At 65.9% G+C, this 13,037-nt stretch carries 12 protein-coding genes and 1 pseudogene; 8 read left to right on the top strand and 5 right to left on the bottom strand.

Going from position 1 to position 13,037, the window contains the following annotated elements:
- The first annotated feature begins 23 nt into the window (after positions 1–23).
- The 4 genes from ABH922_RS08820 to ABH922_RS08805 all read left to right on the top strand — a co-directional run bounded on the left by ABH922_RS08820 (position 24) and on the right by ABH922_RS08805 (position 3,409).
- A complete protein-coding gene (locus ABH922_RS08820; RefSeq protein WP_424806554.1) occupies positions 24–1,271 on the top strand; it encodes a glycosyltransferase family 87 protein in 1,248 nt (415 codons plus the stop codon).
- Positions 1,272–1,316: 45 nt separating this feature from the next.
- Positions 1,317–1,748: a peptide-methionine (R)-S-oxide reductase MsrB gene (msrB, locus tag ABH922_RS08815; protein WP_424806553.1), complete on the top strand. Its 432-nt coding sequence runs from the start codon at positions 1,317–1,319 to the stop codon at positions 1,746–1,748.
- A 278-nt stretch (positions 1,749–2,026) separates the two neighbouring features.
- Entirely contained in the window at positions 2,027–2,959 is a 933-nt protein-coding gene (locus ABH922_RS08810; protein WP_424806552.1) for a glycoside hydrolase family 16 protein, read from the top strand.
- Between the two features lie 132 nt (positions 2,960–3,091).
- Complete coding sequence (locus ABH922_RS08805) at positions 3,092–3,409, top strand: pyrophosphatase (protein WP_424806551.1); 318 nt, start codon at positions 3,092–3,094, stop codon at positions 3,407–3,409.
- Positions 3,410–3,471: 62 nt separating this feature from the next.
- On the opposite strand, the gene ABH922_RS08800 is transcribed toward ABH922_RS08805, so the two are convergent.
- From ABH922_RS08800 to hemE, 5 genes are all read right to left on the bottom strand, one after another.
- A complete protein-coding gene (locus ABH922_RS08800; protein ID WP_424806550.1) occupies positions 3,472–3,717 on the bottom strand; it encodes a molybdopterin dinucleotide binding domain-containing protein in 246 nt (81 codons plus the stop codon).
- On the bottom strand, positions 3,708–4,166 hold the full coding sequence (locus ABH922_RS08795) for a hypothetical protein (RefSeq protein ID WP_424806549.1): 459 nt from the start codon (positions 4,164–4,166) through the stop codon (positions 3,708–3,710). The genes ABH922_RS08800 and ABH922_RS08795 overlap by 10 nt, the downstream gene beginning before the upstream one ends.
- Positions 4,167–4,234: 68 nt before the next feature.
- Positions 4,235–4,930 (bottom strand): hydrogen peroxide-dependent heme synthase, encoded by a 696-nt coding sequence (gene hemQ, locus ABH922_RS08790; protein ID WP_424806548.1) that lies wholly within the window; start codon positions 4,928–4,930, stop codon positions 4,235–4,237.
- A 5-nt stretch (positions 4,931–4,935) separates the two neighbouring features.
- A complete protein-coding gene (locus ABH922_RS08785) occupies positions 4,936–6,291 on the bottom strand; it encodes a protoporphyrinogen oxidase (protein WP_424806547.1) in 1,356 nt (451 codons plus the stop codon).
- Positions 6,288–7,367, bottom strand: coding sequence for a uroporphyrinogen decarboxylase (gene hemE / locus ABH922_RS08780; RefSeq protein ID WP_424809614.1), 1,080 nt, complete (start codon positions 7,365–7,367; stop codon positions 6,288–6,290). Before hemE ends, ABH922_RS08785 begins: the two co-directional genes overlap by 4 nt.
- A gap of 152 nt (positions 7,368–7,519) precedes the next feature.
- Here hemE and ABH922_RS08775 point away from each other — a divergent pair, with 152 nt between their 5' ends.
- From ABH922_RS08775 to ABH922_RS08760, 4 genes and pseudogenes are all read left to right on the top strand, one after another.
- Positions 7,520–8,110, top strand: a complete 591-nt coding sequence (locus tag ABH922_RS08775) for a DUF3000 domain-containing protein (RefSeq protein ID WP_424806546.1) — start codon at positions 7,520–7,522, stop codon at positions 8,108–8,110.
- 67 nt (positions 8,111–8,177) lie between these two features.
- Positions 8,178–9,519: pseudogene (locus ABH922_RS08770) on the top strand (HRDC domain-containing protein).
- 139 nt (positions 9,520–9,658) lie between these two features.
- Positions 9,659–10,879 carry a thiolase family protein gene (locus ABH922_RS08765; RefSeq protein WP_424806545.1) on the top strand — a complete coding sequence of 407 codons (1,221 nt, stop codon included), beginning with the start codon at positions 9,659–9,661 and terminating at the stop codon, positions 10,877–10,879.
- Entirely contained in the window at positions 10,880–12,985 is a 2,106-nt protein-coding gene (locus tag ABH922_RS08760) for a 3-hydroxyacyl-CoA dehydrogenase NAD-binding domain-containing protein (protein WP_424806544.1), read from the top strand.
- Positions 12,986–13,037: the final 52 nt, after the last annotated feature.

The raw sequence follows: 13,037 nt of genomic DNA, 5'->3' as shown, positions 1-13,037 counted from the left end.
TCCCCCGATCCGGAAGCACTCCGGTGTACCGTGCCGAAGTGTTCCTTAGACAGCTCGAACCGCGCACGGGGCGGACAACCGAACAAGTAGTCAATTACGTTCTGTGGCCGATCGCCGTGATGACGGTGATCAATCGCGTGGTGGTCAAGGCCGTCAACGGCTCGATCACCGACGACTTCCGGCCGGTCTACAACGCTGCACTGGCGTTCTGGAACGGTCGCGCCGTGTACACCGCCGATTTCAACTCGGTGGACCCGCATTACCTGTACCCGCCGTCCGGATCTCTGATCCTGGCTCCACTGGCCGTCCTCGACCCCGAGCGGTCGCGCTGGCTCTTCATCGGCGTCAATGCCGTGGCGATTCTCGTGGCCCTCTACCTGCTCTTGCGGATGTTCGACCTGAAGATCGGCTCGATCGCCGCACCGATTCTCGTCCTGGCCACGTTCGTCTCGGAAACCGTCGTCAATACGCTGGTATTCACCAACATCAACGGCATCGTACTTCTGAGCGAAATGGCGTTCCTGATACTGCTGATGCGGCGCAAGGATCTCTGGGCCGGAGCCGCGATCGGCATCACCATCGCGATCAAACCGACCTTGGCGCCGCTCCTGATCCTCCCTCTGGTGCGAGGCCAGTGGAAGGTTTTCGTCACCGCGTTGGGAATCCCGTTCGTCCTCACCGTCGTGGCCTGGCCGCTGGCTGCCGACCCGATGGAATTCATCCATCACACCGTCCCGTATCTGCTGGAGTCGCGTGACTACTTCAACAGTTCGATAGTCGGAAACGGCGCGTACTTCGGGCTCCCGCAGTGGATGGTCCTCGGACTTCGGGTGGTGTTCGCTGCCATGGTTCTCGTGTCCCTGTGGCTGCTCTACCGGTACTACCGTCACGACGACCTGTTCTTCCTGAGCACCGCGACCGGCGTCATCATGACCGCCTCGTTCCTGCTGCCGTCCCTGGGCCAGATGTACTACTCGATGATGCTGTTCCCGCTGCTGATGTCGGTAGTGCTCAAGAACTCCGTGATGAGGAACTGGCCGGCCTGGCTCGCCGTCTACGGCTGCATGACGTACGACGACTGGTGGTCACACCGATGGCCCACGTTCGGCCGCGCCGCCGAGTACATGAAGAGCACTCTGGGCTGGAGTCTGCTGCTGATCGTGGTCTTCTGCGTGCTCGGGTACCGGTACCTTCTCGCACGGCGAGAGGGCAGGCTGGATACAGGTATCGATCCGGCTTACCTGCTGGATTCGTCCCCGGCAAAGCCCTGAACTGCGAACCGAGAATTGGAACGGACAAAGTATTAGCGTGGACGCATGAGTTCTGCACACGAAACCACCGACAGCACCCCAGAGGTCAACCTCACCGACAGCGAGTGGCGCGAGAAGCTGACCCCGCAGGAGTACGCGGTCCTGCGCCAGGCCGGTACCGAACGTCCCGGCGTCGGCGAATACACCGACACCACCACCGAGGGCATCTACAACTGCCGTGCTTGTGGCGCCGAATTGTTCCGCAGCACCGAGAAATTCGAATCACACTGCGGATGGCCGTCCTTCTTCGATCCCGCCAATTCCGATGCCGTGATCCTGAAGGAAGACGTCAGCCTCGGAATGCGGCGGGTGGAGGTGGTCTGCAAGAAGTGCCACAGTCACCTCGGTCACGTCTTCGAGGGTGAGGGTTACCCCACCCCGACCGATCAGCGTTACTGCATCAACTCTATTTCCCTGGTCCTCGAACCGGCGAAGTAGTTCCGCCTGCACAGTCCCTGTGTACGCGAAAGCCGAATTCGGGCGGTCGAACTACCGCGAGCGTCACCTCCGACGCTCGCGGTAGCCCTGTCGATCATCGCAGCGTTCCACTACCCCGATGATCGCCACAGCACCACGCGAACCTAGCGGACAAATCGGAAAAACGTAGCACCCCATCAGAGGGTCAAGAGCGCGTAAAGTGTGCACGAGTGTCGGTCGGCTGAACATGATCCGGCGCCATGTTGTCATGCCCGCCCTAGACCCAATGGAGACCCACTTTGCTCTCGTCCGCTCGATCGAGCCGCCGTCGTCGCAGCGCCCTGGCCGTCGCTGCCATCGCACTACTCGGGATTCTCACAGCGCCGTCCGCTCAAGCCCAGTCCCTCGGCTCCGCTGATCCCTTCGGCTCCTCGGACGCACTCGGTTCGGCCGGGCCGGGCGGAAACGTGGTCGTCACCGGCACACAGCCCGCACCCCGTGCGCCGCTGCCCGGTTGGCGAGAGATCTTCGTCGACGACTTCACCACCGACGCCCCACGTGGCAGCTTCGCGAATGCCGAATGCAACAACCCGAACAAGGTCGTCTACACCGGCACCGAGGGAACCAAGTGGCAGACGTACCCCCAGTGCTACCTCGACACGTTCAACAAGAACCCTTATCGCGCCGACAAAGTGGTGAGCGCCCACGACGGCGTACTCGACTACTACCTGCACTCGGTTGACGGAAGGCGCGCCGGCGCCAACATGTCTCCGGTGATCGACGGCGAGAACCAGGGTCAGGTATACGGGCGGTACTCGGCACGGGTGAAGGTCAGCCAACCGGCGATCACCGGCTACCGACTCGCGATGCTGCTGTGGCCCGAATCCGAGAACTGGCCCGAAGACGGCGAGATCAACTTCCCCGAAGGCCCGCTGGTCGGTCCCATCTACGGCTTCCACCACTTCGCCGAGCCCGGCGCGACCCCCAACTCGCAGAAGCGGTCCGACATCGACCAGTCGAACTACAACGACTGGCGAGTCGTGACGGTCGAATGGACCCCGACCGTTGTCCGCTTCCTGCTCGACGACAAGATTCTGCTCGAATCCGACTACGGAATTCCGACCACCCCCATGCGGTGGCAGCTCCAGCTCGAATCCAGCCTCTACCCCGCACTCGGCGGCGGAAACTTCCTCGTCGACTGGGTGACCGTCCACGCCTGGGATGGTGCGTAACCACCGAATCGAACCCTGCTGTGGCGTGATCGAGCATCGATCACGCCACAGCAGGTGAACCGCCTCGGAGCCTTTCCCTCGCCACCATCGGAAACCTCGACTCACCTTCGAACACATGATCCAATGCACGTCATGGATCTGGAACAGTTGTCCGACGATGTCGAACATGTATCGGAAATCTATGCCACGAAGTTCGGCATCGAACGCGATACGACGTGGTTTCTGCTGAAGTTGCAGGAAGAAGTCGGCGAGCTCACGCAAGCCTTCCTGATGATGACCGGTCAAGCTCGGATCAAAGGACAGACACCGGCCGAGGCGGCCGAGTCGTTCCGGCGCGAAGTTGCCGACGTGTTCTGCCAGACGTTGCTGCTCGCCCGCCATCACGGCATCGACCTCGCACGTGCGGTGGACGAGAAATGGCTGATATGGGCAGAACCCCCATCGGCGTAACACTCGGATCCGGCCGCCGGCGCGGCCGTGGCACCGGCGGATCCAAGGGTGGGACGTTGGGATCACCGGGCGCACACATCGAATCCGGTTCCGCTCGACCGAGCGGGCTCGACGACGACGCCGACCGGACAAGCGCCGCGATCGTCGAACACACTCACCACGTCCCCGGCGCCCAGGTCGCGAGCGGCAGCAGCATCCGGATGCATCCGAACTCGTTCCCGCCCTTGATTTTTCGACGCGAGACCGGCTGCGCCGTGATCGAGTTGCCCATGCAACCGAGTTCTGGGTCGGTTCGCGATCAGGTGCACAGGCACATGGCCGGGCACGCGGTCCGCCCAACCATTCCCCGGGCTCGTACCGACGCGGAAACCCAGCGTGGTCGTCGTAGCCGAAGGATTCGATCGTCTCGGAGAAGATTTCGATCCCGCCACTCGGCGTGCCGAGAAGGAAACCTCGCGGGAGCGTCGCGGACGTCGCCGAACGAGAACGGATCGCCCTCGATACGCATACGAACATGTCCGCCGGGCCAGAACTGATCGAACGACGGCGTCGTATCTCCGTCCGCCACTACGACGGGACGCCACTGCTCGTCAAGGTGCTCGGTCCACTGTCGTGCGCTGCGACCCCCCGGTGAACTTCTCCCCGAAGCCGCCGAGGCCACGGACAGTGCGGCGAAGGTGCCGTAGTCGTCCCTCGGCGCCGGCAGGAGGTCGGAGACGGCAGCGACCTCGCCGTACTCCGAATCGGCCCTGAACATGCCGCAGTGCGACATGTGCCGACGGGACCGATTCGGAGTTCCGGCCCAACAACTACTTTCGGAATCGATCAGGGCAGAGAAAGAACCAGCTTCTCGACGTCGACGCGCGGCCCGGTGAAGAACGGCACCTCTTCGCGCACATGCAGACGGGCCTCGGTGGCCCGCAGGTCACGCATCAGATCGACGATGCGGATGAGTTCCGGTGCCTCGAACGCGAGAATCCACTCGTAGTCACCGAGCGCGAATGCCGGCACCGTGTTGGCTCGGACGTCCTTGTAGGACCGTGCTGCCATACCGTGATCGGCGAGCATCTTGCGACGCTCCTCGTCGGGAAGCAGGTACCACTCGTACGACCGGACGAACGGGTAGACACAGATGTAGTCGCCCGGCTCCTCACCCGCGATGAACGAGGGTACGTGGCTCTTGTTGAACTCGGCCGGCCGGTGAACGGCGGAATTGCTCCACACCGGCGCGCTGGCGCGGCCGAGCGCTGTGGTGCGGCGGAAGTCCGCGTACGCGGATTGCAACTCCTCGATGGTGGCCGCATGGGTCCAGATCATGAAGTCGGCGTCGGCACGCAGGCCGGCGACGTCGTAGAGGCCGCGTACCGCGACGCCCTTGTCCTCGAGTGCGTCGAAGAATGCGCGGGCCTCGGCGACCGCAGCTTCCCGATCATCGCCCAGGACACCGGGTTCCACCTGGAACACGGAGAACATGAGGTAGCGGATTTCAGAGTTCAATTTGTCGAAATCAAGGCGTGCCATGTGCTCTATCGTGCCATTCGCCCGAGAATCCGTGTCGCCGCCGTACCCGCAACGGCGACGCAAGCCGGAACACCGACGCCGCGCAGCCACGATCCCGCCACTTCGATGCCGTCGAGCTTTGCCGTCTCAGCCTGGACTGCGGCGACTCTTTCGCCGTGTCCGGGCCCGTACTGCGGAAGTCCGCCGTGCCAGCGCTGCACGAAGGTCGCCGTAGGTTCCCGACCGACGCCGGTGACCGTCGCGAGATCGCGGCGGGCGAGATCGATCAGGGCCTCGTCCGACAGGTCCACTACCTCGGCGGCTCCGAACCGACCGAACGACACGCGCACGAGGTGCTCGCCCCGCTCGGCGAGGTGCGTCCACTTGCGACTCGACAGGGTGAACGCCTTCGCCGTGAGATCCGCGTCGGTGGCGACCAGGATTCCGGAGTTCGGCGGCAGCTCGACGTCAACGGGCAGACGCAACGCCACGACCGCCGACGACGCCAGATCGATCCGGGACACCACCTGCGCCGCGCGAGGTGCGACGTCGGCGAGGATCTGCCCCACATACGGTGCGGGTACCGCGAGGACCACGGCGTCGACGGCCCCGACCGGGTCGAGATACCACCGGCTGCCCTCGGCGCGCAGACCGGATGCCGTCGCGCGAACGAGGGTCGCTGCCGAGGCCCGCCACAGGGCGTCGAGCAGTACCCCGTAGCCGTCCCGTAGCGCCCCGAACACGGGGCCGGGAGCAGGAGTCGGCATGGCGGCACCGACGGCGGCGGACAGGCTCGCAGCGCCGGCGTCGAGTGCAGCGGCGAGCGTCGGCAACGCGGCCCGTACACCGATGGTTTCGGCGAGACCCGAGTACACCCCACCGAGTAGTGGGTCGACCGAGCGAGCGACCACCTGTTCGCCGAACCGTTCCGAAACCAGCTCTGCAACAGAACAATCGGAACCGGGCGTCCAGCGGAACGGGACGCTGCGTTCGGCCGCGATTCGGGCCAGAGCGGCGCCGTCCACCAGGCCGTTCACGGACTCGGCCGTTGCCGGGATCCCCATGAGTGTTCCGGTCGGCAGCGGGTGCGCCGCACCTGCTGACCAGATCAGCGGACGTAACCCGGCCGGATACACGATCTGATCGGTCAGGCCCAACTCCGCAAGCAGCGCCGGCACTTCCGGTCGACGCGCGATGAACGCTTCGGCCCCGACGTCGATCGGGCCGCCGCCCAGATCGACGGTGCGCAGCTTCCCGCCCACGTGCGGACCGTCGTCGACGATCGTGATCACGGCGTCGGGGCCCAGGCCCTGGCGCAGACGGTACGCGGCCACCAGGCCGGAGATTCCCGCGCCGACGACCGCTACCCGAGGCCCACTCACAGAGAGTGCACCAGCTCCACCGCCGCAGTGATCACCGAAGGATCGGTATCGGGGAGGACTCCGTGCCCGAGATTGAAGATGTGTCCGACGATGCCGGCTTGGATCGCTCGGTCGCCTTCGGCGGCGATGCGCCGGATCTCCCGGTCGAGAACGTCCGGACCGGAGAACAGGATCGCCGGATCGAGGTTGCCCTGTAGTGCCTTGCCCGGTCCGACCCGAGTGGCGGCCACATCGAGCGGGATACGCCAGTCGACGCCGACCACATCGGCACCGGCCTCACCCATCGCACCGAGGAGTTCGCCCGTGCCCACCCCGAAGTGGATGCGCGGCACACCGGCGGCGGCGACCTCGGCAAGGACGCGTTCCGAATGCGGGAGGACGTACTCCCGGTAGTCGGCGAGCGAGAGTGCCCCGGCCCACGAGTCGAAGAGTTGCACGGCGTCGACGCCGGCTTTCAACTGCGCTTGCAGGAAACAGATGGTGATGTCCGCGATGCCGGCGAGCAAGGCATGCCATGTCTTCGGATCCGAATGCATGAGCGCTTTGGTCTTCTCGTGGTTACGGCTCGGGCCACCCTCCACGAGGTACGACGCCAACGTGAACGGCGCGCCGGCGAACCCGATGAGCGGGGTGTTACCCAGCTCGGCGGTGAGCAGTCGCACGGCCTCGGAGATCGCGCCGACCTCTTCGGTCACCAGCCGCGGCAGCGCCGCCACGTCGGCGGCGGACCGCACGGGGTTCGCCACCACCGGACCGACGCCGGCCACGATGTCGAGATCGATGCCGGCTGCCTTGAGCGGGACGACGATGTCGGAGAACAGGATTGCGGCGTCCACGTCATGGCGACGCACCGGTTGCATGGTGATCTCACACACCAGTTCCGGATCGAAACACGATTCGAGCATGCCGATCCCGGCGCGAATCTTGCGGTACTCGGGCAGCGAGCGCCCGGCCTGACGCATGAACCAGACCGGACGACGAGTCGGTGTCCGCCCAGCCGCAGCGGCAAGTAACGGCGCGTCGGGAAGTGCCCGTCGAGCGCCGTACTCGGCCGACCCTGTGATGCCTGAAATCATGTTGTCCAACCCGCTCATCAGTCCTCGCGCTCTCCGCCGACGTGTGTCTCCGACGCCACAATGGTCCCATGCCGGCGGCGGGACCTCGGACCCCTCAGTCGGTCGGCGCGCCTACGCCGTCCGGCCACTGCGGCCGACTAACGTCCTGACCTGTGAGGACATCCGGATCGACTGCCGAACCGGCCGAGTTCCGCGCCGCCGTCGAGGCAATGACCAGCGCGCAGGTCCGGCCGGAGATCGAGGTCGGACCCATTCGACCGCCACAGCGGCTCGCTCCGTACAGCCACGCAGTAGGTGCCGAGGTCCTTCATCCCGATGTCGACGTCGTGGCCGAACAGACCGACGGGGACGCGTTCGGGCGGCTGATCCTGCTCTTCGATCCGGACGGCGACGAAGCCTGGAACGGGACCATGCGCCTGGTCGCCTACATCCAAGCCGACCTCGACGAGGCACTCGCGGCCGACGCACTGCTGCCCGAAGTCGCGTGGAGTTGGCTGGTGGACGCCCTTGATTCCGGGCCTTCCCACTACGTGGCCCTGGGCGGAACCGTGACGGCGACCACCTCGGTGCGCTACGGCGACATCGCCGGCCCGCCGCGGGCACACCAACTGGAACTGCGAGCGTCGTGGACCGCGACGTCTCCCGATCTGGCCGGCCACGTCGAAGCATTCTGCGAGGTGCTCGCATATGCGGCCGGACTTCCACCCGCCGGTGTGACGACTCTGGGGCACTCGTCGGATTGACACGACGACAAACGTTCGCGCCGGACCTGCCGACCAGCGCCACGCCCGCGCCGTAGAGTCATCATCCATGCCCGAAGAAGTCACCGATGCCGCCTCGCACGCTTCACGTGCCGACGACACCGCAGAGCCGACCACCGACGTCGTACCCCTTCTCGTTCCTCGCGACGGGGTTCCCGAGGTCATCACGACCGCCGCCGCGGTCCGTGAAGCCGCGACGCTGCTCGCCGGCGGTACCGGTCCGTTGGCAGTGGATGCCGAACGGGCGTCGGGCTTCCGGTACTCGGCTCGCGCCTACCTGATCCAGCTCCGACGTGAGGGGGCCGGCTCGTTCCTCCTGGACCCGATTCCGACTGCCGACGATCTGGCGCCGCTGGCCGAGGTGATCAACCCGCTGGAATGGGTGCTGCACTCCGCAGATCAGGACCTGCCCGGGCTGGCCGAACTCGGTCTGGCGCCGGCGGTGCTGTTCGACACCGAACTTGCCGGCCGGCTCGCCGGCTTCGAACGTGTCGGCCTGGCCGCGATCGTGGAGCGGACGTTGCGTGTCGAACTTCGCAAGGGCCACGGGCGCCGCGGACTGGTCGACGAGGCCGCTGCCCGACGCCTGGCTCAACTACGCGGCACTCGACGTGGAGGTTTTGCTCGAACTCCGCGACGCGATGGAGGTGGAGCTCACCGACCAGGGCAAGATCGATTGGGCGCGCGAGGAATTCGAGCACATCCGGCTGGCCGGTCCGCCGAAGGCGAAGCCGGATCGCTGGCGACGCACCTCGCATGTCACCTCGCTCAAGACCACCCGCCAGTTCGCATCGGTGCGGGCGCTGTGGCAGGCACGCGAGGACGTGGCCCGTAAACGCGACGTCTCGCCGAGCCGCATCCTGCCCGACTCGGCCATCATCGACGCGGCCACGAAGGATCCACGATCCATCGAGGCGCTCCGCTCGCTACCGGTCTTCGGAGGACCACGCCAGCGACGCTATTCGCGGGTCTGGCTCGAGGCTCTCGAATCGGCCCGTTCCCTGCCGGAGAGCGAGTTACCGGCGAAGACTCCGGCGATAGTCGGCCCACCTGCCCCGGGGCGCTGGGCCCGACTGGACCCGGTGGCCGCCGACCGCCTGACGGCGGCGCGAGCGGCACTCTCCGATCTGAGCACGGACGTCCACGTCCCGGTGGAGAATCTGCTGCAACCCGAACTGGTTCGCCGCCTGTGCTGGGACTGGAAGATGGAACCGGACTCCGACATCGACGACGTGAGAGCAGCGATCGAGACGAACCTCACCTCGGCCGGTGCCCGATCGTGGCAGCAGGCGTTGACGGTCCCGGTGCTCGCCGAGGCGTTGAACTCCGTGGCCGCCACCGAAGACGACGGCGTCGACAGCGCAGCGGGATCTGGAAACGACGACGCGTGAACAAACTGCGGCGTTAAGTTACCCGCGGGTAATGGAGAGTAGTAGGCTGGTGATCAGGCCGGTCGTCTGGCCGTGATCGCCGAACCTAGAGTCCCATCGCCTAACGGTGCGCTGGGCAGCTCCATCAGGAGGAATTCGCGTGGCTCCATCCATCAACAATCAACGCAACGTCGTGTTCGTCGACGGCATCCGGACGCCGTTCGGAAAAGCCGGCCCCAAGGGCATCTACGCCGACACCCGTGCGGACGACCTCGTCGTGAAGGCAATCCGGGAACTGCTCCGACGCAATCCGCAGCTCGATCCCGCCCGCGTCGACGAGGTGGCCATCGCCGCCACCACCCAGACCGGTGACCAGGGTCTGACCATCGGCCGCACCGCCGCGATTCTCGCCGGCCTGCCCGAAACGGTTCCCGGCTTCGCGATCGACCGCATGTGCGCCGGCGCGATGACCGCCGTCACCACCACCGCGTCCGGCATCGGCTTCGGTCAATACGACGTCGTCATCGCCGGCGGCGTCGAGCACATGGGACATCATCCGATGGGTGAGGGCGCCGACCCCAACCCCCGTTTCCTGGCTGATCGCCTGGTCGATCCGAGCGCCCTCGTGATGGGTAACACCGCCGAGAACCTGCACGACCGGTTCCCGACCATCACCAAGGATCGCACCGACGCGTATGCCGTGAACAGCCAGAACAAGTACGACGCCGCCAAGAAGGCCGGTTTGATCGCCGACACCCTGGTTCCCGTCGCCACCCGCAGCACAGCCGGTTGGGGCCTGGCCACCGAGGACGAGCCGCCCCGCCCGGGAACCACGCTCGACGATCTCGCCAAGCTCAAGACCCCGTTCCGCCCCGCGGGCCGCATCACCGCGGGAAATGCCGCCGGGCTCAACGACGGCGCTACCGCCGCATTGCTCGCCGGTGAGGACACCGCCGCCGAACTCGGCCTTCCCGTCGGCATGCGCATGGTCGGCTTCGCCTTCCAGGGCGTCGATCCCGCCGTCATGGGTATCGGCCCGGTTCCGGCCACCGAGAAGCTACTCGCCCGCACCGGCCTGAAGATCGAGGACATCGGACTCTTCGAGATCAACGAGGCGTTTGCCGTTCAGGTCCTCGCCTTCCTCGAGCACTACGGGATCGCCGACGACGATCCGCGCGTCAACCAGTGGGGCGGCGCCATCGCCTGTGGCCACCCCCTCGCGTCCTCGGGCGTGCGCCTGATGACGCAGCTCTCCCGCCAGTTCGCGACCCGTCCCGACGTGCGTTACGGCCTGACCACCATGTGCATCGGCCTCGGCATGGGCGGCACCGTCATCTGGGAAAACCCGATCCACGCCGACTACGAAGCCGGAGTCAAGTAAATGTCTGACATTGCAACAGCATTCGCCGACGAGGTCGTGACGAACGCATACACCAAGATCATCTCGGTCCCCGGCATCGAGGGCCCGTTCGCGCTGATCACCCTCGACAACGGTTTCGATCACACCAAGCCGTCCTCCTTCGGTCCGGGTGGGCTCGCAGCCTTCGACGCAGCTCTGGACGAAGCCTTCGCAGCCAATCCGGTAGCCGTCGCCGTCACCGGCAAACCGTTCATCTTCGCCGCCGGCGCAGATCTCAAGGGCGTTCCCTCCATCACCTCCCGTGAGCAGGGGCTCGAACTGGGGCGCTTGGGCCACAAGGTTTTCCGACGCTTGCGCGAGTCCGAGGTACCCACGTTCGCGTTCATCAACGGCGTCGCGCTGGGCGGCGGCCTCGAGGTCGGTCTGCACAGCCACTACCGCACCGTCGCCGCCAATGCGGGCGCGTTGGGTCTGCCCGAGGCCTTCCTCGGGCTGGTTCCCGGCTGGGGTGGCACGCAGCTGCTCCCCAACCTGGTGGGCGCAGCCAACGCCGTCACCGTGGTCATCGAGAACTCGCTCAACCAGAACAAGGTGCTCTCCCCCACGAAGGCACTCGAACTGGGCGTCGTGGACGTCGTTCTCGACTCCGCCGACTTCATCGAACAGTCTCTCGTCTGGGCCGCTCAGGTCCTCGCCGGTACCGTCACCCCGGCCCGCCCCGAGATCGATCGCGGTCAGGGCTGGGACGATGCGATCGCACGCGCCAAGGCGATCGTCGACGGCAAGACCAAGGGGCACGCACCGGGTGCCGTCAAGGCCGTCGAACTGCTCGAGTTGGCTCGCACCACCGACATCACCGACGCGGCATCGCTGGACAAAGGCTTCGCCGCCGAGGACGAGGCTCTCGCCGATCTGCTGCTGACCGACGAACTCCGCGCCGGACTGTACGCCTTCGACCTGGTGAACAAGCGCGCCAAGCGTCCCGCCGGAGCGCCCGATCGTTCGCTGGCCCGCAAGATCAACGGCGTCGGTATCGTCGGTGCCGGCTTGATGGCCAGCCAGCTCGCGCTGCTGTTCGTGCGTCAACTCAAGGTGCCGGTGATCCTCACCGACATCGACCAGGAGCGCATCGACAAGGGTGTCGGCTACGTCCACACCGAAATCGACAAGCTCCAGGGCAAGGGACGCCTGTCTCCCGACGGCGCGAACCGCCTCAAGGCGCTCGTCTCCGGCTCGTTGGACAAGGCGGCGTTCGCCAAGACGGACTGGGTGATCGAGGCCGTCTTCGAGAACATGGACGTCAAGAAGAAGGTGTTCGCCGAACTCGAGGAGTTCGTCACTCCCGACACCATTCTCGCGACCAACACGTCTTCGCTCTCCATCACGGAGATGGCATCCGGATTGCAGCATCCCGAACGGGTTGTGGGCTTCCACTTCTTCAACCCCGTCGCCGTCCTCCCGCTGCTCGAGATCATTCGCGGCGAGAAGACCGACGATGCAACTCTGGCAACGGCTTTCGCTACCGCGAAGACGCTGAAGAAGTCGGCTGTCCTGTCCGCCGACAAGGCAGGCTTCGTCTTCAACCGACTCGTCACCCGCACGCTCGGTGAGGTCATGGCCGCCGTCGACGAGGGCACCCCCTTCGACGTCGCCGACAATGCCGTGGCAGAACTCGGCATGCCGATGTCCCCGTTCACCCTCCTGGCCCTGGTCGGCCCGGCGGTGGCCCTGCACACCGGCGAGACGCTGCAGGCCGCCTACCCGGACCGGTTCGGCAGCTCACCCGGACTCGAAGCCCTCGTCGAGGCCCGCAAACCCGGCGTCTGGACCTGGGGCGAGAACGGTCAAGCCGTCGACCCCGAGGTGGCTGCGCTGTGGCCGCAAGGTGACAAGGTCTCCACGTCCGAGGAGGTCCTCGAGCGCACCCGCCGCGCATTCGCCGAGGAAATTCAGATCATGCTCGACGAGGGCGTTGTAGCGGCGGCCGAGGACATCGACCTCTGCCTGATCCTCGGCGGCGGATTCGGTTTCTGGAACGGCGGCATCACCCCGTACCTGGACCGCACCGGCACCTCCGAGGCCGTCAACGGCAAGCGCTTCCTCGCACCCGGTGTCGCCAGCGTCTAGATCTACGGCACAGCGAACGAGGCACCCGGCTACGGCTGGGTGCCTCGTTCGA

This window comes from Rhodococcus sp. 27YEA15 (genome assembly GCF_049739425.1).
In the GTDB taxonomy this organism is placed as follows: Bacteria; Actinomycetota; Actinomycetes; order Mycobacteriales; family Mycobacteriaceae; genus Rhodococcus_F.
The sequence above is the reverse complement of the archived record's forward strand: the minus strand, read 5'-3'. Positions and strand labels throughout refer to the sequence as shown.